Genomic DNA, 20,647 nt, shown 5'->3' with positions numbered 1-20,647 from the left:
GGCAAAGGAGCAGTTTTCCCATGCAACAAGTTGCAAAGCACACTGGACACCGGATGGAGCTTCAGTTGACGGCTGGCAGCGTGAAGGTCCGTAGCGGGTACAGTGCGACGCCTCCAGCTGGGGAGGGCTCCTGCGGGTCGTCGTCAACACATTGGCAGTGGCACTACACCGGCGGCAGCACCTTGCCGGGGTTGAGGATGCCGCCCGGGTCCAGCGCGGCCTTGATCGCTCGCATCGTCGCCAGCGTTTCTGCGGTGAAGGCCTTCGCCATGAAATCTCGCTTGGCCAGGCCAATGCCGTGTTCTCCCGACAGCGTGCCGCCCAACGCCAGCGTCAGCTCGAAGATCTTTGGCAGCGCGGCGTGCGCGCGCGCGTTCTCGTCGGCATCATCCGGGTGGTAGAGGATGTTGACGTGCAGGTTGCCGTTGCCGGCATGGCCGAAGGTGACGATGGTCAACGTGTACTCGCGTGCCAGCGCCTGTACCCCGGCGACCAGATCCGGAATGCGCGATACCGGTACCACCACATCCTCATTGATCTTGCCCGGCGCAACGCTGCGCAGCGCGGGCGACAGCGCCTTGCGTGCGGCCCACAGCTGATCGCGTGCACGACCTTCCATCGCCACATCCAGTTCGATCATGCCGTCGCCTTCAGCGGCGCTGGCCAGTGCCTGCAGCAGGTAGGGCAGGGTGTCGTGGTCACCATCGGCTTCGACCAGCAGCATCGCACCAGCCTCCGGCACGTCGGCACCATTCAGCCGCAGCAGCTCCAGGCTGCGTGCGTCCATGAACTCCAGACGGGTGGGTACCACCGGCTGCGACATCAACCGCGACACGGCGGCCGCAGCAGCATCGGCATCGCGGTACAGCACACGCAGGCCGGCCTGGCTGACTGGCAACGGGGTCAGTTTGAGCGTGGCTTCTACGATCAGTGCCAGCGTGCCTTCGCTGCCCACCAGCAGATGCGTGAGGTCATAGCCGGTGGCGTCCTTGGTGTAGGCACCGCCGCAGCGGATCACGTCGCCGGTGCCGGTAACGGCAACCAGGCCCAGCACGTTGTCGCGGCTGGTGCCGTACTTCACCGCGCGCGGGCCGCCGGCATTGCAGGCCAGGTTGCCGCCGATGCTGCAGATCTCGGCGCTGGATGGATCCGGCGCCCAGAACAGGCCATGCGGGGCCAGCGCCTGCTGCAGGGCGCCGTTGAGCACGCCCGGTTGCACCACCGCGCAACGGTCACCGGCGCGGATCTCGACGATGCGGTCCATGCGGGTGAACGACAGCACGATACTGCCGGGCAGCGGCACCGCCGCGCCGGTGGTGCCGGTACCAGCGCCACGTGCGACCAGGGCCACGCCATGCGCACGGCAGGCCCGCACCAAAGCCTGCACCTGTTCGATGTCGGCTGGCAGCGCCACCGCCGCCGGGCGCTGGTGACGCCATGAGTTGTCCTGCGCGTTCGCCTCCAGCGCGCCGTCATCCATGCGCCAGCCCTCCGCGCCCAGCAGGGCAGACAGTTCGGCAACCAGGGCAGCAGGCAGGGCAGGACTCATGACGGATCTCGTGGGGCAGCAGGAGCGGGTTGGATCAGTTTCCAGGCAACAACGGCGGTAGCCAGTGGCAGCCACACCCAGCGCAGTTCAGAGAGCAGGGTGGCCACGCCCCGCGCGCTGAAGAACTGCGGGGCGAAGGGTGAAACGCGGATGGGTCGCCACGGCGCGAAGAAGCGCTGCTCACTCCATGGCCAGGCCAGGGCGACACCGAGGCCGCCGGAGGTCATCGCATCCAGCAACGGATGGCTGGCGGCGCAGACGAAGACGAACACCGCCGCTTGGAGGGTCGATGCCACCGTTGGCCCTGCCTTGGTAGGTGCCAACCTTGGTTGGCACGAAACCGCCGACCAAGGTCGGCCACTACCAGAGCGTGCCATTGCCTCTTCGGTAGGTGCCAACCTTGGTTGGCACAGAAGCGCCGACCAAAGTCGGCCTCTACCAGAGCGGACGGTAACCATCAGCAGTCATCCAGCCGGAACGCATCACGCAGCCACCGCAGCTGCGGCGGTTCACCGCTGGCTTCAACCACATCAAAACGGCAGGGTGCATTGGCCAGCGCCGGGTTGTCCTGCAGGTACAGCTGCGCGGCATGGGCCAGGCGGCGGCATTTGCGCGCATCGACCGAGGCGGCGCCGCCACCGAAATCGGAACGCGCGCGATAGCGCACTTCCACGAACACCACGGTGCCAGCGTCGTCCATCACCAGGTCCAGTTCACCGCCGCGATAGCGCACGTTGCGCGCACGCGGCTGCAGTCCGGCCTGTTGCAGATGCAGCTCGGCGGCGGCTTCCACCGCCGAGCCACGTTGGCTGCGCTCAGCGACCACCGACGATCGGCATCGGCCGGCCGCCATTGAAGGTGGACCATGCCGGCTGGCGCAGGATGTTGCCGTTGCTGTCCAGGAACAGGGTGCCGGTGGCACCGTCCAGGCCGCCCTCGTTGGACAGCTTGTCCAGATAGGCGGTGATCTTCCAGGCATCGGCACCGAAAGCGAACAGGCGGCCAGCGGCGCCGCGAGCGCTGGGCAGCGCGCTGGCCACCTGGCTGGCCGACGGCAGGCCGGACACGCTGCGCACATTCCAGGCTTCGTTCGGGTAGACGATGCCGTCCAGCGCCACGTCTTCTTCCACCTTGCCGCTGCCGACGGTCAGCTGCGAGGTGCCGACGCGGGTCGCGCCACCGGCACCGGCCAACGCCAGCTGCGGCGCCAGCAACCGGGCCTGCGGGGCGCGCACGGCGAGGAACACGGCATCGACCTGACCGGCATTGCGCACCTGCGCGCCGACATCGCCGACGGCTTCGCTGACATTGACCGTGGCCACCACCTGGCCGCCGCGCTGAGCGAAGCGCTGGGCAAAGGCGGCGGCGGAACGGCGGCCGGTGTCGTCGTTGCTGCTGATCACCAGCGCGCGGTTGCGCTCGCGGCCACGCAGGTACTCGGCGGCGACGATGCCGTCGTCTTCCGGTGCCAGCGAGAAACCAGCGCTGCCGGCCGGCGGTGCATCCTTGCCGCGGTTCAGGGCCAGCACCGGTACCTGCAGCTGCTGGCGGCCGTACACGGCGTCCACTTCGTCGCGGCCCAGCGGGCCGACCACGAAGTCGGCACCGGAGGCGACGGCCTTGTCGTAGGCGGCGAGGGCACCAGCCGGGGTGCCAGCGGTGTCGAAGAAATTGATGTCCGGGCGGCGACGGCTTTCACCGTAGTAGGCGCTCAACAGGCCATCGCGCACCGGCTGCGCGGCGGTGGCCAGGCGGCCGCTGAGCGGCAGCAGCACGGCCAGCTTGGCCGGCGGCCGGTAACCGTCGCTCATCGCCGGCGGACGCTTGCTGGTATCAAACTGGGCCGCGCCATCGCGGTCGAACGGGCGCGGCAGCGGCAGGCCGCGCGCGATCAGCGCACGGCCGGCGAAGTTGTACAGAGGATCGTTGGCCGGCAGGGCAGCGGCACGGCTGCGCAAAGTGGCGTCGTCGAGGGTACCGAGCAGGCCGGCGATGGCGGCCTGGTTCTCGCTGCGCGCACTGCCGGTCAGGCTGGCATGGGCGCGTGCACGTTCGGTGGCGGCGCCGAAGGCATCGCCGGTGCCCTGCAGCGCGTTGGCGCGGGCCAGATACCAGCGCGTACGCAGCGCCGGCAGCACGTTGTCGCCGTGGTCCTTCAGCAGGGCCAGGGCCTGCGCCGGCTGCTTGTCGGCCAGTGCCAGCTCGGCACCGGTCAGCTGGTAGCGCTGCAGGCTGGCGCCGGACAGCTGGCGGGCGGTGAGCTGGCCCAGCAGGCTGCGCGCGCGCGCACTGTCACCGGCCAGGTGCCAGGCCCAGGCCGCGTCGGCCAGCGCATTGCTGCGAGCGCCGCCGCGCAGGGTGGCGGCCAGGCCTTCCAGCTGCAGCGCGGCGTCGCGCGGCTTGCCCTGTTCGATCAGCGCCAGCGCCTGGCTCTGGGCCGGCGAATCGGGCGTGCTGGTCAGGCTGGTGGTGGCGCAACCGGCCAGCAGCATCAGCGACAGCGACAGGGCGGAGATCCGTGCGGCGGGCTTGTTCATGATCGGGTCCATGCGATGAGGGCAGCGGCCTTGGCCGGGTACACGCTACGATTCTACCCTTGCCCCGTGAGTACCGCTGAAATGACTGTGCCAACCCTGTACGTCGTCGCCACCCCGATCGGCAACCTGGCCGATCTGAGCCCGCGCGCGCAGGAGGTGCTGCGGTCGGTGGCGGCCATCTGTGCTGAAGACACCCGCCGCAGTGGCCAGCTGCTGTCCCATTTCGGCATCCAGCAGCCGTTGGTGGCCCTGCACGAACACAATGAAGAGACCCTGGCCCAGCGCCTGGTCTCGCGCCTGCAGGCCGGCGAATCGCTGGCGCTGGTCAGTGATGCCGGCACCCCGCTGGTCAGTGATCCCGGTTTCCGCCTGGTGCGTGCTGCGCGCGCGGCGGGCATCAAGGTCAGCCCGATTCCCGGCGCCTGTGCTGCCATCGCCGCGCTGAGCGTGGCCGGCCTGCCCAGCGACCGTTTCAGTTTCGAGGGTTTCCTGCCGGCCAAGGCCAGCGGCCGCCGCGACCGCCTGCAGGCGCTGGCCGGTGAAGTACGCACCATGGTGTTCTACGAATCCTCGCACCGCATCGCCGAATCGCTGGCCGACATGGCGGCGATCTTCGGCGGTGAGCGCCCGGCGGTGCTGGCCCGCGAGCTGACCAAGCTGTTCGAGACCGTGCTCGATGGTGACCTGGCCGGCCTGCTGGCGAAGGTGGAAGCCGACGAGAACCAGCGCAAGGGCGAGTTCGTGGTGATGGTGCAGGGCGCGGGTGATGACGAAGAAGCGCAACTGGCGCATGGCCGTCGCGTCTACGCCAAGCTGAGCGAGCATCTGCCGCCGTCGACTGCCGCCAAACTGGCTGCCGAGCTGACCGGCGCACCGCGCAAGGCGTTGTACGGCAGTTGATGGATCGTGCGGACCAAGGTCCGCACCCACCAACGCGGAATCCGCACCCTCCAGAGCAGCGGAGTCGGTAGATCCACGCCATGCGTGGATGGATGAACCGGACGCTGCGATCAGCACGGCAGGAAGGGCGTGCGTAGGCTAGAATGTGCACTGGCGGAGCCGGCTAGACAGTCGCGTCATCCCTTCGGGGGTGCCGAGGAAAGTCCGGGCTCCATAGGGCAAGGTGCCAGGTAACGCCTGGGCGGCGCAAGCCGACGGAAAGTGCAACAGAAAGATACCGCCTACGTCTTCTTCGGAAGGCCGGTAAGGGTGAAATGGTGCGGTAAGAGCGCACCGCGAGTCTGGCAACAGACCGGCACGGCAAACCCCACCTGGAGCAAGACCAAATAGGGATCCTTTGGCGCGGCCCGCGTTGGATCCGGGTAGGTTGCTTGAGCGTTGCGGTGACGTAACGCCTAGAGGAATGACTGTCCACGACAGAACCCGGCTTATCGGCCGGCTCCGCCTCCTTCTTCCATATGCGTGAACCGCGCATCGGTAGTGCCGGCCGCTGGTCGGCAGCGTCACGATGCCTGCAGGGCGGACAGAGTGCCGGCCAGCGGCCGGCACTACCTCGACGCCGCGTGTTCCTCAACCCGGCGTGCGGTACTGCCCGGCGGAGATGAACTGCGAGAAGCGCTCGCACCACACCACGACCGTGGTGTAGTCGTCCACGTTGACGTCATCGGGTACATCGACCAGGAAGCGGTTGAAGGTCTTCACTTCACCGATGCGTTTCGCCTGTGCCTTGATCTTCAGGAAGTCGGCCTTGTTGTCGACGAAGTCGCGGACCAGGTACACCTTGTAATCCGGGCCCGGCCCCATCTTGCCGTCGAAGGCGACCTGGCGCGGGCTGACGCTGATTTTGCCTTCCGCCCAATGCACTGCATCGCTGCCCTTGAGGTCGCGGCGAAAGGTGGTGCGGTAGGGGGCATCAGTCATGGCGGCCTGCACCTGTGCGACCGGCGGGTCATCGGGGGCAATCAGGATCGGCAGGAAGTACACGCCCAAGCCGAAGCCAAGGCCGAGGGTGAGCAGGTGGGTGACGATCAGGATGAGGATGCGGCGCATGGGGCCTCCATGGGGGTTGCGGTCGATCGCGCGGCGGGGTGCCGGGCGCCACCACCCTGGGAGGTCAGGGGCGACATTTATAGACACAGTGCCGATTGCGAAAAGGGCACAGTGGGCGGACTGCGACGCCGGAGCCCCTGTGGCGTGGGCGGATCGCGGTCGCGGTTGGAAGCTGAATGACGTTTCGAGCCCGTTGCGATGACGACTGCCGTCGCGTGGATCGCGACAACGCGATGCCCGGTAGTGCCGGCCGCCGGCCGCCAGCTTCATGGCGCATCCAAAGATCCAGAGGTTGCCGGCCAGCGGCCGGCACTACCCTGCTGGAAAGGAATTCCCGCCAGCGGCCGGCACGACCCGGTCAGAAAATGACGTGACTCTGTCCGTTGGCTGCGCCCTGTGGGCCAAAGCGGCGCTCGTGGATCTGGCCGTGGCCGTCGGCGTCGATCAGCAGCACGGTGCTGGCGCGGGTGCCGTAGTCGTCGCCGCGGATGAAGGCGGGGCTCAGCCAGCGCTCGCGTTCCAGGCCGATGCCGGTGTCGGGCAGGTCGCTGTCGGCGGGGCGATGTTCGTCGGCCAGGGCGGCCCAGAGCGGGGTCAGGTCCGGGGTCAGATCCTTTTCGCTTTGCGAAAGGGATCTGACCCGGTCTTCCTGCAGCCAAGCTTCAAGGGCCGCCATCAGCCGCCGGGTCTTCGGCCAGGGCGCGTCCAGCGCACCGTTGGACATGCCATGCACGCCCGGGCCCAGGCTCTGCCGCTCGGCGGGGTGGTTGCCCAGAAACTCCAGGCTGTGGCCGTCGGCCAGCAACAGGTTGAACGGCGCGTAGGCGCCGGCCACCGTTGCCAACCGGTCGATATGCAAGGCGGCCGGGTCGCGGCCGCGCAGGAAGTCGGCCACCAGCGCGCCCCGTGAAGGACCGGTCTGGGAGGCCAGCGGATCACGCACATTGGTGACCACCGCCATCCGGCCTGCGGCACCGACGCCCGCCCAGCCGCCGCCGGAGCGCAGGTCGCGCCCCCCGATGACGGAGGTCTCATCTTGCCAGGGGGCCAGCGCCGCCGTCGGGCGGGCGTGGAACTCATCACGGTTGCCGGTCATCACCAGCCGCCAGCGCGGGTGGTGCATCCAGCCAAGAGCGAGCAGGCACATGGCCTCATTGTGCACGGTTTGCGCAGTCTGGCGCCGCTTCCAGCCCGTTTTGGATGAATGCGCGGCCGATGTTTCACGCGCTGTCCACAGCCCTGAACTTCCGTTCAATCTCAAAAATTGAGACGGATCAGCAACTTGTGGATAAGCCTTGAACAATTCTCTAAAGGTTGTTGCAAGCCATTGATGTGGCTGGCGATTTCCCCGCTGAAAAGTTGTTGACAACCCTTCGGCCGCTGCTAAGGTGGGCATCAGAGGGAAATCCGGGTGTTTTGTGGGTTTTCGTGGTTCAATGTTTCACCGGGCGAAGGATAGGTGCACGCGTCGTGTTCCAGGGCGAGACGGCCATCACAGTTGACGATAAAGGGCGCATGGCGGTTCCCACCGCTTACCGCGACCTCGTCGCGCGCGCCAGCAACAACCGTCTCGTGCTGACCTACAACCCGTTCGAAGCCGGCTGCCTGTGGCTGTATGCAGAGTCGGAATGGGAGCGGGTCCGCGACGACGTGATGTCCAAGCCCAACACCCAGCGCGTCGTGCGCCTGTTGCAGCAGAAGCTGGTCGGCTCGGCCGCCCATCTTGAGCTGGACGGCAACGGTCGCATCAGCATCCCCGCCAGCCACCGCGGTGCGGTGGGCATTGAGAAGAAGGCGGTATTGCTCGGTATGGGCGACAAGTTCGAATTGTGGAGCGAGCAGGCGCATCGGGCCCTGATCCAGCAGACATTGTCTGACGAGGATCTGGGTGATGGGTTGCTCGACCTGAAGTTGTGAGCCGGGGTGCCCGGATGCGCCCAGAAGCGCAGGCCGGTCACCTTCCGGTGTCGCAGTCGCCGGCGGTGCACCTGCCGGTCCTGTACACCCAGGTCCTTGAAGGCCTGAGGGTGATCGAAAACGGACGTTATCTGGATGGCACGTTCGGTCGTGGCGGTCATGCACGTGGCGTGCTCACCCAGCTCGGTCCCGAGGGGCGCCTGCTGGTCATGGACAAGGATCCGGAAGCCATCGCCGTAGCCGAGCGCGATTTCGCGCCGGACCCACGCGTGTCCATCTTCCGTGGCAGCTTCGCCCAGCTGCTGCAGTGGGATGCGACGGCTGAAGGCCTGGACGGCGTCCTGTTCGACCTGGGCGTGTCGTCGCCGCAGCTGGACGTGGCCGAACGTGGCTTCAGCTTCGGCAAGGACGGCCCGCTGGACATGCGCATGGATCCGGACAACGGTGAAAGCGCCGCACAATGGATCAACCGCGTTGAAGAACGCGAGATTGCCGACGTGCTGTGGACCTACGGCGAAGAGCGCCAGAGCCGCCGTATCGCGCGCGCCATCGTGGCCCGCCGCGAGAAGCAGCCGTTCTCCCGTACCGCCGAACTGGCCGAGTTGATCGCCTCGGTGATGCCGCGCGGAAAAGACAAGATCCACCCGGCTACGCGCAGCTTCCAGGCCATCCGCATCCACATCAACCGCGAGCTGGCCGACCTGGAAGCCGGGCTTGATGCGGCCGTGGAACGGCTGAAGCCCGGCGGCCGCCTGGCGATCATCAGCTTCCACTCGCTGGAAGACCGCATCGTCAAGCAGTACATGAACCGCCTGGCCAAGGCGCCGCCGGCCAACCGCCGCCTGCCCGAGGCGGAGGTGTTCGTACCGACGCTGGATCTGATCGGCGGTGCCATCAAGGCCACCGACGAGGAACTGGCGGCCAACCCGCGTGCCCGCAGCGCCGTGCTGCGCGTGGCCCAGAAGCGGGAGGCCGATGCATGAGCCGGCTGCTGCTGATCATCCTGTTGGCCTCGACCGTGGCCTCGGCGATCGGCGTCGTGTTCGTGCGTCACCGTCACCGGCAGACGTTCATCGAGCTGTCGCGCGCTGAGCGCAAGCGCGATGACATCAATCTGGAATTCGGCCGCCTGCAGCTGGAGCAGGCCACCCTGGCCGAAGCCAACCGTGTCGATCGCATCGCCCGCGAGAAGCTCGGCATGAAGTTCCCCGAGGCCGCCGACATCGTGGTGGTGCGCCCATGAGCAAGACCGGCCGCAACCGCCCCCGCAACGCCTTCAACCTGCGCCAGCGCCTGCGCTGGGTGGCGTTGGCGCTCGGCCTGTGTTCGGTGTCGCTGGTGGGCCGTGCGGCCTACGTGCAGATCATCAACAGCGACTTCTACCAGCGCCAGGGCGAGGCCCGCTACCTGCGCGAGCTGCCGATCAAGACCTCGCGCGGCATGATCACCGACCGCAACGGCGAGCCGCTGGCGGTGTCGACCCCGGTCGCCTCGATCTGGGTCAACCCGCAGGACCTGCTGCGTTCGCCCGAGCGCATCCCGGAACTGGCCCAGGCGGTCGGCATGTCGGTGGATGAGCTGAGCAGCCGACTGTCGCAGAAGTCGGACAAGGAATTCATGTACCTGCGCCGCCGGATCAATCCGGACGAGGCAGAGAAGGTGGTCGCGCTGAAGATTCCAGGCGTGGCCGCGCAGCGCGAGTTCCGCCGCTTCTACCCGCAGGGTGAGGCGATGGCGCACGTGCTGGGCTTCACCAACATCGACGACCGCGGCCAGGAAGGCCTGGAGCTGGCGTTCGACGAATGGTTGCGTGGCAAGGCCGGCGCCAAGCGGGTGATCCGCAACCGCAAGGGCGAGACCGTCGAAAGCGATCTGCTGCGCGCCGCCGAACCGGGCAAGGACCTGACCCTCAGCATCGACCGCCGCATCCAGTACCTGGCGTTCAAGGAACTGCGCAACGCGCTGGTGGCCAACAAGGCGGCCGGCGGTTCGATGGTGATCATGGACGTGACCACCGGCGAGATCCTGGCCATGGTCAACCTGCCGACCTACAACCCGAATTCGCTGACCGGCGCGCTGCCCGATGCGCGCCGTAACCGTGCGGTGACCGACCTGGTCGAGCCGGGTTCGACGATGAAGCCGCTGACCATCGCCACCGCATTGCAGGCCGGTGCGGTGACCAAGGACACCGTCATCGACACCAATCCGGGCTACATGCAGGTGGCGCGCTTCACCATCCGCGACGTGCCGCGCAACAACGGCGTGTTGAACGTGACTGGTGTGATCACCCGCAGTTCCAACATCGGCGCGGCCAAGGTCGCGGCGAAGATGCCGGACCAGGTGTTCTATGACGGCGTGCGCCGCTTCGGCTATGGCTCGGTGCCGCACAGCGGCTTTCCGGGTGAATCCGGTGGTGTGGTGCGGCGCCCGGCCAACTGGGACGGTGCCACCAAGACCACCATGTCCTACGGCTACGGCCTGAATGTGACCCCGCTGCAGATCGCCACCGCCTATTCGGCGCTGGCCAATGGCGGCAAATTGATCGCGCCGACCTTTGTCAAAGGCCAGCGCAACGAAGCGCATCAGATCATCGATGAGAGCGTCGCCAGGCAGGTGGTGGCGATGATGGAAACGGTTGTTACCCAAGGCGGCGCCAAGCAGGCGGCGGTGCTGGGTTACCGCGTGGCCGGCAAGACCGGTACCGCGCGCAAGACCGGCCCGGGTGGTTACGAGCGCGGCCATTACAACGCGCTGTTCGCCGGCGTGGTGCCGGCCACCAATCCGCGCTTCGCGACCGTCATCGTCATCAACGACCCGCAGGCCGGCAAGTTCTACGGCGGCCTGGTGTCGGCGCCGGTCTACCACAACGTGATGGAAGGCACCCTGCGCCTGATGGACGTGCCGCTGGACGACCTGCAGTCGTGGCTGGCCGCACAGCAGTCCGGCAAGGTCGGTCACTCGGCCTCGATCCTGCCCGCGCCGCCGGCCGAGGCCGCGCTGCCGGTGGATGCCGCCGCTGAATTCGACGCTGCGCTGCCCAGCGCGCAAGCCCAGACGCCGCCCGCTACGGGAGGCACGCAATGAGTCCTTCGATGTTGCTTTCGCAGTTGCTTCCGGATGTGGCCCTGGCGGGCCACGATCCCGTTCTGACCGGCCTGGTGCTGGACAGCCGCGCCGTGCGCCCCGGCAATGCCTTCGTCGCCATCGCCGGTTTCGGCGCGCATGGCCTGGGCTTTGTCGAGCAGGCCCGTGCGGCCGGCGCTGGCGCCATCCTGTTCGAACCGCCGGCACCGGTCGAACTGCCGGCACCGGACGATGCGATCGCTGTGCCGGGCCTGCGCGCGCGCATGGGTGCGATGGCCGACCAGTTCCATGGCGCACCGTCGCGGGCGATGGCGATGGTGGGCGTGACCGGCACCAACGGCAAGACCTCCACCGTGCAGCTGCTGGCCCAGGCCTGGCACCTGCTCGGAACGCCCAGTGGCAGTATCGGCACGTTGGGCGCCGGACTTTATGGTTCGGTTGAGCCGACCGGTTTCACTACGCCGCTGGTGCTGCAGATGCATGCGCTGCTGGCGCAGCTGCGTGATGCCGGTGCGCGCGCGGTAGCGATGGAAGTCAGCTCGCACGCGCTGGACCAGGGCCGCGTGGATGCGGTGCACTACGACGTGGCGGTGTTTACCAATCTCACCCGCGACCATCTGGACTACCACGGCGACATGGCCAGCTACGGCGCGGCCAAGGCACGGCTGTTCCATCGCCCGGGACTGAAGGCCGCGGTGATCAATCTTGACGACGCGTTCGGTCGCCAGCTGTTCGCCGGCCTCCCGGCGGGCGTGCAACCGATCGGCCTGAGCTCGCGCGGTGCCACCGATGCCAGCGTGCGCGCCGAGGCGCTTCAGCTGGACGGCCGTGGCATTGCCTTCGAACTGGTCATCGACGGCCAGCGCGCGGCGGTGCAGTCGCCGCTGCTGGGCCGCTTCAACGTGGACAACCTGCTGGCCGTGGCCGGCACCCTGCACGCGCAGGGTCAGCCGCTGCCGCGCATTGCCGAGGTGCTGTCGGCGCTGCAGCCGATCCGTGGCCGCATGAACCGCCTGGGCGGCGAAGACGGCCTGCCGACCGTGGTGGTCGATTACGCGCATACCCCGGACGCACTGGAACAGGCGCTGGACAGCCTGCACGGCCACCTGCAGGGCACGCTGTTCTGCGTGTTCGGCTGCGGTGGCGAGCGTGATACCGGCAAGCGCCCGCAGATGGCTGCGATCGCCGAGCGCCTGGCCAACCAGGTCATCGTTACCGACGACAACCCGCGTGGCGAAGACGGCGACGTGATCGTGGCCGACATCCTGGCCGGATTCACCGATGCCTCCGCCGTGACCGTGCAGCGCAGCCGCGCGCGTGCGATCGGCCTGGCGGTGAAGCGTGCCGGTGCCGGTGACATCATCCTGATCGCTGGCAAGGGCCACGAGCCGTACCAGGAAGTGAATGGCGTGCGCCATGACTTCGACGACACCGAAGTGGCCGCCGCTGCGTTGGCCGCCAAGGCCGGTGTGCTCAGCGCGCAGGCCGGGGAGGGCATCGCATGAAGCGCACTCTGCTTTCGCTGATCGCACACTGGGCCGGCGGCGAGATCCACGGCGACGACGTGGCCATCGATGCGGTCAGCAATGACACCCGCAGCCTCGGCCCGGGCAGCCTGTATGTGGCGCTGCGCGGTGAGCGTTTCGATGGCCATGACTTTGCCGCCGACGCGCAGGCGCGCGGTGCCAGCGCGCTGCTGGTCGAGCGCCTGCTGCCGATCGAACTGCCGCAGGTGCTGGTGGCCGACAGCGAACTGGCGCTGGCGAAGATCGCCACCGGCATGCAGCGTGACCGTGATACCGAGGTGTTCGCGATCACCGGCAGCAACGGCAAGACCAGCGTGAAGAGCCTGCTGCTGTCGATCCTGCAGCAGGTGGCCCGTCATGCGCACAAGGTGGTCTACGCCAACCCGGGCAACCGCAACAACGAGATCGGCCTGCCGCTGGCAGTGATCGATGCCCCGGAAGATGCCGACTACGCTGTCTACGAGATGGGCGCGGGCAAGCCGGGTGACATCGCCTACCTGACCGACATCGCGCGTCCGCGTTATGCGCTGGTCAACAACATCGCCCCGGCACACCTGGAGCGGATGGGCAGCCTGCTCGGCGTCGCCGTCACCAAGGGCGCGATCTATGCCGCGCTGCCGGCCGATGGCGTGGCCGTGATCAACGTCGACGATGCCTACGGCCGCTGGTTCGAACAGCACTTCGTCGGCACCCCGCCGCGCTGCCGCGTACTGCGCTATGGCCTGGAGCACACCGCGGACATCACCGCGCGCGACATCCGCGCCGGCGCGCAGGGCAGCCAGTTCACCCTGGTCGCATCGACCGGCGAAGCCCGCGTGGTGCTGGGCCTGCCGGGTCGCCACAACGTCAGCAATGCGCTGGCCGCTGCCAGCCTGGCGCTGGCCGCCGGTGTCGATCTGGCGTTGATCGCGGCCGGGCTGGCCGAAGCACAGCCGGTACCGGGCCGCCAGATCGCCCATCAGCTGCGCAACGGCGCGGTGCTGGTGGACGACAGTTACAACGCCAACCCCGGTTCGCTGGCCGCGGCCATCGACGCCCTGGCCGCCGCGCCGGAAGAGGGTTGGCTGGTGCTGGGCGACATGCGCGAGCTGGGTCCGGACGCCGAAGCGCTGCACGCGCAGGCGGGGCTCCGCGCGCGCGCTGCTGGCCTCAAGCGCCTGTATGCGCTGGGCCCGCTCAGCGCCGCTGCCGCCACCGCCTTCGGTGAAGGCGGCCGTCATTTCGCCACCCATGACGCGCTGTCGCAGGCGCTGAAGGACGAGCTGCACGCCGGCGTGCGCTGCCTGGTCAAGGGTTCCCGTGGCAGCGCCATGGACACGATTGTCAAAGCGCTGCTGGCGCAAGGAGAGGAATCCCCGCATGTTGTATGAACTGGCTCGATGGTTGCAGCAGTTGGAGAGCCTGTTCGGGCTGTTCAACTACCAGACGTTCCGCGCCATCCTTGCCGCGTTGACGGCCCTGTTCCTGTCGCTGTGGCTCGGCCCGGCGATGATCCGCAAGCTTGCCCAGTTCAAGGGCGGCCAGCCGATCCGCAAGGACGGTCCGCAGACCCATTTCTCCAAGGCCGGTACGCCTACCATGGGCGGTTCGCTGATCCTGCTCACCATCACCCTGTCGGTGCTGATGTGGGCCGACCTGCGCAACCGCTACGTGTGGCTGGTGCTGGCGGTGATGCTGTGCTTCGGCGCCATCGGCTGGTATGACGACTGGATCAAGATCGTCCGCCGCGACCCGAACGGCCTGAAGTCGCGCTGGAAGTACCTGCTGCAGTCGATCTTCGGCCTGGCCGCGGGCCTGTTCCTGTTCTACACGGCCGACGTGCCGGCGGCGCTGACCTTCTACATCCCGATGTTCAAATCGATCGCGCTGCCGCTGGCCGGCATCGGATTCGTGGCCATCGCCTACTTCTGGATCGTCGGCTTCTCCAATGCGGTGAACCTCACCGACGGCCTGGACGGCCTGGCGATCATGCCGACCGTGCTGGTGGCCTGCGCACTGGGCGTGTTCGCCTACGCCTCGGGCAACGTGGTGTTCGCCAACTACCTGCAGATCCCGCAGATCCCGGGCGCCGGCGAGCTGGTCATCATCTGCGCGGCCATCGCCGGTGCGGGCCTGGGGTTCCTGTGGTTCAACACCTATCCGGCCATGGTGTTCATGGGCGACATCGGCGCGCTGGCGCTGGGTGCGGTGCTGGGTACGATCGCAGTGATCACCCGTCAGGAGCTGGTGCTGGTGATCATGGGCGGCGTGTTCGTCATCGAAACGCTGTCGGTGATGATCCAGGTCGCCTCGTTCAAGCTGACCGGCAAGCGCGTGTTCCGCATGGCACCGATCCACCACCACTTCGAACTGAAAGGTTGGCCGGAGCCGCGCGTGATCGTGCGCTTCTGGATCATCTCCGTCGTGCTCGTGCTGATCGGCCTGGCCACGTTGAAGGTGCGCTGAGATGAACGACCTGTCCCGCCAGGCAACACGCCTTGAGGCCATCGAAGGCAGCTACGACAAGTGGCTGCTGGGCGCGATCATCGCGCTCACGGGCATCGGCGTGGTGATGGTGGCGTCCAGCTCGATCGCTCTGATGAGCAGCCCGTTCTACTACCTCAACCGCCACCTGATCTTCCTGGCGGTGGGTATCGTGCTGGCGGTCGTAGCCGCCCGCACTGAACTGAAGTCCATCGAGCAGTACAACCAGATGCTGCTGCTGGGCTGCTTCGTGCTGTTGCTGGCGGTGTTCGCACCGGGCCTGGGCAGCACGGTCAACGGCGCACGCCGCTGGATCAATCTGGGCATCTCCAAGTTCCAGACGGTGGAAGCGGTGAAGGTGCTCTATATCGTCTGGCTGTCCAGTTACCTGGTGCGCTTCCGCGACGAGGTCAACGCGACCTGGCCGGCGATGCTCAAGCCACTGGGCGTGGCCGGTGCGCTGGTGCTGTTGCTGCTGCTGCAGCCGGACTTCGGTTCCTCGACCCTGCTGCTGGCGATCACCGCCGGCATGCTGGTGCTGGGCGGTGTGAACATGCCGCGCATGTCGATGCCGGTGATCATCGGCCTGGTCGGCATGAGCGCGCTGGCGATCATCGAACCGTACCGCATGCGCCGCATCACCTCCTTCCTCGACCCGTGGGCCGACCAGCAGGGCGACGGCTACCAGCTGTCCAACGCGCTGATGGCCGTGGGCCGCGGCGAGTGGACCGGCGTTGGCCTGGGCAACTCGGTGCAGAAGCTGTACTACCTGCCGGAAGCACATACCGACTTCATCTTCTCGGTTACTGCCGAGGAATTCGGTTTCCTCGGCACCTGCGTGATCGTGGCCCTGTACGCGCTGCTGGTCGGCCGCACGTTCTGGCTGGGCATGCGCTGCGTGGAAATGAAGCGCCACTTCTCCGGTTACATCGCCTTCGGCATCGGCCTGTGGATCAGCATGCAGACCTTCGTCTCGATCGGCGTGAATCTGGGCATCCTGCCGACCAAGGGCCTGACCCTGCCGCTGATCTCCTCCGGCGGTTCGTCGGTGCTGATGACCTGCGTGGCGATGGGCCTGCTGTTGCGCGTCTCCTATGAGCTCAAGCGCGCCGAGCGTCGCCAGGCCGTGCGCATCGGCGGTGGCGACGAGGCCGTGGCCGATGCACCCGTGGACGCGCCGGCCGCACCGGCTGCGGCCAGCGTGCCGATGAGCGCCGAGCCGACGGCTGCCGCTGCAGCGAACGCCGCACGCGGTACCAGCCGCCTGCAGTCGCGCATCGAACCGACCTTCGGGAGGCTGTCATGAGCGCAGCCACCGATAACGTGCGCCCGGTGATGATCCTGGCCGGTGGCACCGGCGGTCACATTTTCCCCGGCCTGGCCGTGGCCCGCGTGCTGCGCGCGCGCGGCGTGCCGGTCACCTGGATGGGCGCCGATGGTGCGATGGAAACCCGCCTGGTGCCGCAGCACGACATTCCGATCGACACGCTGGCCATCACCGGCCTGCGCGGCAAAGGCAAGCTGGCCCTGCTGGGCGCGCCGTGGCGGCTGATGCGCGCGCTGCGCGCGGCCGGCATGATCATCCGCAAGCGCCAGCCGCGTGCGGTGGTCGCCTTCGGTGGTTTCGCGTCCGGCCCGGGGGGCATGGCCACACGCCTGCATGGCCTACCGCTGCTGGTGCACGAACAGAATCGCGCTCCCGGCATGACCAACCGCATCCTGTCGCGCTATGCGCGCCGGCTGCTGACCGGCTTCCCGGGCACCTTCGCCAAGGGCGAGGAGTTCGTCGGCAACCCGGTACGTGCGGAGATCGCCGCCATCGCACCGCCGGAACAGCGTTTCGCTGACCGCCAGGGTCCGCTGCGCGTGCTGGTGGTCGGTGGCAGCCAGGGCGCGCGTGCGCTCAACACCGGCGTGCCGCAGGCCATCGCTGCGCTGGGTGCCACGGTGCCGGTGCAGGTACGCCACCAGAGCGGCGAAAAAATGCATGCCGAAGCGGTCGAGGCATATGCCAAGGCCGGCGTGCAGGCTGAAATCACGCCGTTCATCGCCGACATGGCCGAGGCCTTTGCCTGGGCCGATCTGGTGGTGTGCCGTGCGGGCGCTTCGACGCTGGCCGAGCTGTGTGCGGTGGGTGTCGGCAGCGTGCTGGTGCCTTTCCCCGCTGCCGTCGACGATCACCAGACCCGCAATGCAGAGTACCTGGTCGAGCGCGGCGCGGCGGTTTTGCTGAAGCAGGACGGAACGCTGGCCGACGGCATTGCCGCACTGCTGCGCGATCTGTCCGAAAATCCCGCCCGCCGCATGCAGATGGCGCAAGCCGCGCGTGCCCTGGCCAAGGTCGATGCCGCCGAGCGCATCGCCGATATCATTCTTGAGGAAGCTGTATGAAGAAGGCATGCCACCGCGCCTGCCCTGCGCGAGGCCGCGCATGATCCGTCGCCTGCACGACACCAACGACCTGGTGCGCGCGTTCCCGCGCGTGCATTTCGTCGGCATCGGCGGCACCGGCATGAGCGGTATCGCCGAAGTGATGCTGACGCTGGGCTATGAGGTGTCCGGCTCGGACAATGCCGACAACGTGGCGACCCGTCGCCTGGCCAGCCTGGGTGCGCGCATCATGCGCGGTCACTCCGCAGCCAACGTGCTGGGCACCGACTGCGTGGTGGTCTCCAGTGCCATCCGCGAAGACAACCCGGAACTGATGGAAGCGCGCAGCCAGCGCATTCCGATCATGCCGCGTGCGGCGATGCTGGCCGAGCTGATGCGCTTCCGTCGCGGCATCGCCGTGGCCGGTACCCATGGCAAGACCACCACCACCAGTCTCACCGCGGCGGTGCTGAGCGAAGGCGGCCTGGACCCGACGTTCGTGATCGGTGGCCAGCTGCTGGCTGCCGGCGCCAACGCCAAGCTGGGCGGTGGACAGTGGCTGGTGGCCGAGGCCGACGAAAGTGATGGCAGCTTCCTGCGCCTGAACCCGCTGATGTCGATCATCACCAACATTGACGCCGATCACCTGGAGAACTACGGCAACGACTTTGCCCGCGTGCAGGCGGCGTTCGCCGAGTTCCTGCAGCGCCTGCCGTTCTACGGCCTGGCGGTGCTGTGCATCGACGATCCAGAAGTCGCGGCTCTGGCCGCCAAGACCCCGCGCCACGTGATGAGCTACGGCATGAGCCCGCAGGCCGACGTGCGCGCCGAGAACGTGGTGCAGGAAGGCTCGCGCATGCGCTTCACCCTGCGCCTGCCGCAGGGCACCAGCCAGGAAGTGGTGCTGGCGCTGCCGGGCAAGCACAACGTACTCAACGCGCTGGCCGCCGCTGCGGTGGGCTGGCAGCTGGGCGTGGCACCGGACGCGATCGCGCGCGCACTGGAAGGCTTCGCCGGTGTCGGCCGTCGCTTCAACGATCTGGGCGAAGTGACCACCGCCAGCGGCGCCAAGGTCCGCATCATCGACGACTACGGTCATCACCCGAGCGAGCTGGAAGCGGTGTTCGCCGCCGCCCGTGGTGGCTGGGCCGACAAGCGCCTGGTGGTGGCCTTCCAGCCGCACCGCTACAGCCGTACCCGCGACCAGTTCGACAAGTTCGCCGCAGTGCTGTCCAGCGTCGATGCACTGGTGCTGAGCGAGGTCTACCCGGCCGGCGAGGAACCGATTGCCGGTGCCGATTCGCATGCGTTGGCCCGCGCCATCCGTGCGCGTGGCCGCAGCGAGCCGGTGGTGGTGGGCAAGGCCGCCGAGCTGGCCAGCGTGCTGCCGGACGTGCTGCAGGACGGTGACCTGCTGCTGATGATGGGTGCCGGCGACATCGGTGCCGTGGCCACCCATATCGCGGTGGAAGGCTTCAAGGGGGAGGGCGAGGCGTGAGCGCGCTGACGTTCCCGCCTCTGTGCGTGACCGACCCGGCCGTGTTCGGCCGCGTCGCCGTGCTGCTCGGTGGCAGTTCCAGCGAACGCGAGGTGTCGCTGGACTCCGGCCGCAACGTACTGGAAGCGCTGCAGTCGCGCGGCGTCGATGCGTTCGCGGTGGATGGCATTCCGGCGCTGGCCAAGGCGCTCGCCGCCGGTGGCATCGATCGCGTGTTCAACATCCTGCATGGCCACAACGGTGGCGGTGAGGACGGCATCGTGCAGGGCCTGATGGACGCCTTCGGCGTGCCGTACACCGGCTCGAACGTGCTGGGCTCGGCGCTGAGCATGGACAAGATCCGCACCAAGCAGGTGTGGTTGTCGCTGGGCCTGCCCACCCCGCAGTACCGGAAGGTGGACGCGACCACGGTGCATGCACTGGCAGCCGAACTGGGCCTGCCGGTAGTGGTGAAGCCGGCCAATGAAGGCTCCAGCGTGGGTATCAGCCGGGTCACCGACGACGCCGGCCTCGATGAAGCCGTGGCGCTGGCCGCGCGCTACGACGGCCAGCTGCTGATGGAACAGATGGTGGTGGGCGACGAACTGACCGTGGCCATCCTCGGCGATGTCGCACTGCCGTCGATCCGCATCGTGCCCAAGGGCCAGTGGTACGACTACAACGCCAAGTACATCGCCGAGGACACCCAGTACCTGTGCCCAGGCCTGGACGGTGACGACGAAGAGGAAATCCGCCGCATCGCGCTGGCCGCGTTCCGTGCCGCCGGCTGCCGTGGCTGGGGCCGCGTGGACGTGATGCGCGATCGCAGCAGCGGCCGCTTCTTCCTGCTGGAAGTGAATACCGCGCCGGGCATGACCAGCCATTCGCTGGTGCCCAAGGCCGCAGGCCAGGCCGGCATCAGCTTCGAAGAGCTGGTGTGGCGCGTGCTGGAACAGACCCTGGAGGCCTCGCACGCATGAACGCGGTGCTGCGCATCTTCGTCTGGCTGTTGGCGCTGTCGGTGGTTGCACTGCCGGTGGTGGCCGTGGTCAATGGCTGGGTCGGCGCCGAGCGCTGGCCGCTGGCGAAGCTGCGCGTGCATGGTGAGTTCAAGCGGGTGCCGGCCGAGCAGTTGCAGCAGGTGCTGCTGCCGTACGCGCACGCGGGCTTCTTCGCGGTCAAGCTGCAGGACGCGCAGGACGCACTGGAACAGCTGCCGTGGGTGGAAAGCGCGCAGGTGCGCAAGCAGTGGCCGGACGTGCTGGAAGTGACCCTGGTCGAGCACAAGCCGTTCGCGCGCTGGGGCAACGACCGCCTGGTTTCCGAGCAGGGCAAGCTGTTCCCCACGCCGAAGAAGCTGGCCGATCTGGCGCTGCCCGAACTGGACGGCCCCGACAGCCAGACCGAAGAAGTGATGAAGCTGTACAGCGACTCGCGTGCATTGTTCGCACCGGCTGGCGTCGACGTGCGCCGGGTGACGATGGATGCGCGCGGCAGCTGGTCGCTGGTGCTGAGCAACGGTACCGAAGTGGTGGTCGGCCGCGACGACGCGCGCTCGCGCATGCAGCGCTTCGTCAAGGTGCTGCCGCAGCTCAACCGTCAGGACGCGCCGATCGAGCGCGCCGACCTCCGTTACACCAATGGTTTCACGCTGAGCTGGGGTACCCCGGCCACGCCGGCGAAAACGCCGGCGACCCCAGCCAGCAGGACGCAG

The 20,647-nt window shown here is 67.7% G+C and carries 17 protein-coding genes, 1 other RNA gene and 2 pseudogenes; 14 read left to right on the top strand and 6 right to left on the bottom strand.

Going from position 1 to position 20,647, the window contains the following annotated elements:
- Positions 1-163 precede the first annotated feature (163 nt).
- From V3B25_RS11540 to V3B25_RS11525, 4 genes and pseudogenes are all read right to left on the bottom strand, one after another.
- Positions 164-1,549, bottom strand: a complete 1,386-nt coding sequence (locus V3B25_RS11540) for an FAD-linked oxidase C-terminal domain-containing protein (protein WP_049425009.1) — start codon at positions 1,547-1,549, stop codon at positions 164-166.
- A pseudogene (locus V3B25_RS11535) lies at positions 1,546-1,833 on the bottom strand (metal-dependent hydrolase); the annotation flags it as partial. The pseudogene V3B25_RS11535 and the gene V3B25_RS11540, both read right to left, overlap by 4 nt.
- A gap of 173 nt (positions 1,834-2,006) precedes the next feature.
- Entirely contained in the window at positions 2,007-2,375 is a 369-nt protein-coding gene (locus tag V3B25_RS11530) for a YraN family protein (RefSeq protein ID WP_182267263.1), read from the bottom strand.
- Positions 2,365-4,086, bottom strand: a complete 1,722-nt coding sequence (locus V3B25_RS11525; RefSeq protein ID WP_049425014.1) for a penicillin-binding protein activator — start codon at positions 4,084-4,086, stop codon at positions 2,365-2,367. The genes V3B25_RS11530 and V3B25_RS11525 overlap by 11 nt, the downstream gene beginning before the upstream one ends.
- A gap of 81 nt (positions 4,087-4,167) precedes the next feature.
- Between V3B25_RS11525 and rsmI the strand changes: the two genes are divergently transcribed.
- Positions 4,168-4,986 (top strand): 16S rRNA (cytidine(1402)-2'-O)-methyltransferase, encoded by an 819-nt coding sequence (rsmI, locus tag V3B25_RS11520; RefSeq protein ID WP_329810691.1) that lies wholly within the window; start codon positions 4,168-4,170, stop codon positions 4,984-4,986.
- Positions 4,987-5,141: 155 nt separating this feature from the next.
- Positions 5,142-5,493, top strand: an RNA gene (rnpB, locus tag V3B25_RS11515) — RNase P RNA component class A.
- A gap of 123 nt (positions 5,494-5,616) precedes the next feature.
- On the opposite strand, the gene V3B25_RS11510 is transcribed toward rnpB, so the two are convergent.
- The gene (locus tag V3B25_RS11510; RefSeq protein ID WP_154352005.1) at positions 5,617-6,096 is read right to left on the bottom strand and encodes a DM13 domain-containing protein; all 480 of its coding nucleotides are present in this window, start codon (positions 6,094-6,096) and stop codon (positions 5,617-5,619) included.
- Between the two features lie 358 nt (positions 6,097-6,454).
- Entirely contained in the window at positions 6,455-7,243 is a 789-nt protein-coding gene (locus V3B25_RS11505) for an NRDE family protein (RefSeq protein ID WP_329810690.1), read from the bottom strand.
- Positions 7,244-7,566: 323 nt separating this feature from the next.
- Between V3B25_RS11505 and mraZ the strand changes: the two genes are divergently transcribed.
- The 12 genes and pseudogenes from mraZ to V3B25_RS11445 form a co-directional block, all read left to right on the top strand.
- Entirely contained in the window at positions 7,567-8,013 is a 447-nt protein-coding gene (gene mraZ, locus V3B25_RS11500; RefSeq protein WP_004143635.1) for a division/cell wall cluster transcriptional repressor MraZ, read from the top strand.
- A gap of 14 nt (positions 8,014-8,027) precedes the next feature.
- The gene (rsmH, locus tag V3B25_RS11495) at positions 8,028-8,996 is read left to right on the top strand and encodes a 16S rRNA (cytosine(1402)-N(4))-methyltransferase RsmH (RefSeq protein ID WP_049425020.1); all 969 of its coding nucleotides are present in this window, start codon (positions 8,028-8,030) and stop codon (positions 8,994-8,996) included.
- On the top strand, positions 8,993-9,256 hold the full coding sequence (gene ftsL, locus V3B25_RS11490; RefSeq protein ID WP_005412242.1) for a cell division protein FtsL: 264 nt from the start codon (positions 8,993-8,995) through the stop codon (positions 9,254-9,256). The genes rsmH and ftsL overlap by 4 nt, the downstream gene beginning before the upstream one ends.
- Positions 9,253-11,097 carry a penicillin-binding protein 2 gene (locus tag V3B25_RS11485; protein WP_049425022.1) on the top strand — a complete coding sequence of 615 codons (1,845 nt, stop codon included), beginning with the start codon at positions 9,253-9,255 and terminating at the stop codon, positions 11,095-11,097. The genes ftsL and V3B25_RS11485 overlap by 4 nt, the downstream gene beginning before the upstream one ends.
- Positions 11,094-12,602, top strand: coding sequence for a UDP-N-acetylmuramoyl-L-alanyl-D-glutamate--2,6-diaminopimelate ligase (locus tag V3B25_RS11480; RefSeq protein WP_049425024.1), 1,509 nt, complete (start codon positions 11,094-11,096; stop codon positions 12,600-12,602). Before V3B25_RS11485 ends, V3B25_RS11480 begins: the two co-directional genes overlap by 4 nt.
- A complete protein-coding gene (gene murF, locus V3B25_RS11475; protein ID WP_329810689.1) occupies positions 12,599-13,993 on the top strand; it encodes a UDP-N-acetylmuramoyl-tripeptide--D-alanyl-D-alanine ligase in 1,395 nt (464 codons plus the stop codon). The genes V3B25_RS11480 and murF overlap by 4 nt, the downstream gene beginning before the upstream one ends.
- Positions 13,983-15,068: a phospho-N-acetylmuramoyl-pentapeptide-transferase gene (mraY, locus tag V3B25_RS11470; protein ID WP_010481929.1), complete on the top strand. Its 1,086-nt coding sequence runs from the start codon at positions 13,983-13,985 to the stop codon at positions 15,066-15,068. The genes murF and mraY overlap by 11 nt, the downstream gene beginning before the upstream one ends.
- A 1-nt stretch (position 15,069) precedes the next feature.
- On the top strand, positions 15,070-16,392 hold the full coding sequence (gene ftsW / locus V3B25_RS11465) for a putative lipid II flippase FtsW (protein ID WP_049399807.1): 1,323 nt from the start codon (positions 15,070-15,072) through the stop codon (positions 16,390-16,392).
- Positions 16,389-17,477: an undecaprenyldiphospho-muramoylpentapeptide beta-N-acetylglucosaminyltransferase gene (gene murG / locus V3B25_RS11460; RefSeq protein WP_049425028.1), complete on the top strand. Its 1,089-nt coding sequence runs from the start codon at positions 16,389-16,391 to the stop codon at positions 17,475-17,477. Before ftsW ends, murG begins: the two co-directional genes overlap by 4 nt.
- Before the next feature lie 40 nt (positions 17,478-17,517).
- Complete coding sequence (gene murC / locus V3B25_RS11455; protein ID WP_012510048.1) at positions 17,518-18,954, top strand: UDP-N-acetylmuramate--L-alanine ligase; 1,437 nt, start codon at positions 17,518-17,520, stop codon at positions 18,952-18,954.
- Positions 18,951-19,913, top strand: a complete 963-nt coding sequence (locus V3B25_RS11450; RefSeq protein ID WP_329810688.1) for a D-alanine--D-alanine ligase — start codon at positions 18,951-18,953, stop codon at positions 19,911-19,913. The genes murC and V3B25_RS11450 overlap by 4 nt, the downstream gene beginning before the upstream one ends.
- Positions 19,910-20,584, top strand: a pseudogene (locus tag V3B25_RS11445) (cell division protein FtsQ/DivIB); the annotation flags it as partial. The gene V3B25_RS11450 and the pseudogene V3B25_RS11445, both read left to right, overlap by 4 nt.
- Positions 20,585-20,647 lie beyond the last annotated feature (63 nt).

This window comes from Stenotrophomonas sp. SMYL8 (genome assembly GCF_036320065.1).
Taxonomy (GTDB): domain Bacteria; phylum Pseudomonadota; class Gammaproteobacteria; order Xanthomonadales; family Xanthomonadaceae; genus Stenotrophomonas; species Stenotrophomonas maltophilia_A.
This window is presented reverse-complemented; position numbering and strand designations above follow the sequence as displayed.

Excerpts from the sequence above, each read along its gene's own strand:
- V3B25_RS11540 (WP_049425009.1), bottom strand. The coding sequence starts at position 1,549 with ATGAGTCCTGCCCTGCCTGCTGCCCTGGTTGCCGAACTGTCTGCCCTG.
- V3B25_RS11525 (WP_049425014.1), bottom strand. The coding sequence starts at position 4,086 with ATGAACAAGCCCGCCGCACGGATCTCCGCCCTGTCGCTGTCGCTGATG.
- rsmI (WP_329810691.1), top strand. The coding sequence starts at position 4,168 with ATGACTGTGCCAACCCTGTACGTCGTCGCCACCCCGATCGGCAACCTG.
- V3B25_RS11510 (WP_154352005.1), bottom strand. The coding sequence starts at position 6,096 with ATGCGCCGCATCCTCATCCTGATCGTCACCCACCTGCTCACCCTCGGC.
- V3B25_RS11505 (WP_329810690.1), bottom strand. The coding sequence starts at position 7,243 with ATGTGCCTGCTCGCTCTTGGCTGGATGCACCACCCGCGCTGGCGGCTG.
- rsmH (WP_049425020.1), top strand. The coding sequence starts at position 8,028 with ATGCGCCCAGAAGCGCAGGCCGGTCACCTTCCGGTGTCGCAGTCGCCG.
- ftsL (WP_005412242.1), top strand. The coding sequence starts at position 8,993 with ATGAGCCGGCTGCTGCTGATCATCCTGTTGGCCTCGACCGTGGCCTCG.
- V3B25_RS11485 (WP_049425022.1), top strand. The coding sequence starts at position 9,253 with ATGAGCAAGACCGGCCGCAACCGCCCCCGCAACGCCTTCAACCTGCGC.
- V3B25_RS11480 (WP_049425024.1), top strand. The coding sequence starts at position 11,094 with ATGAGTCCTTCGATGTTGCTTTCGCAGTTGCTTCCGGATGTGGCCCTG.
- murF (WP_329810689.1), top strand. The coding sequence starts at position 12,599 with ATGAAGCGCACTCTGCTTTCGCTGATCGCACACTGGGCCGGCGGCGAG.
- mraY (WP_010481929.1), top strand. The coding sequence starts at position 13,983 with ATGTTGTATGAACTGGCTCGATGGTTGCAGCAGTTGGAGAGCCTGTTC.
- ftsW (WP_049399807.1), top strand. The coding sequence starts at position 15,070 with ATGAACGACCTGTCCCGCCAGGCAACACGCCTTGAGGCCATCGAAGGC.
- murG (WP_049425028.1), top strand. The coding sequence starts at position 16,389 with ATGAGCGCAGCCACCGATAACGTGCGCCCGGTGATGATCCTGGCCGGT.
- murC (WP_012510048.1), top strand. The coding sequence starts at position 17,518 with ATGATCCGTCGCCTGCACGACACCAACGACCTGGTGCGCGCGTTCCCG.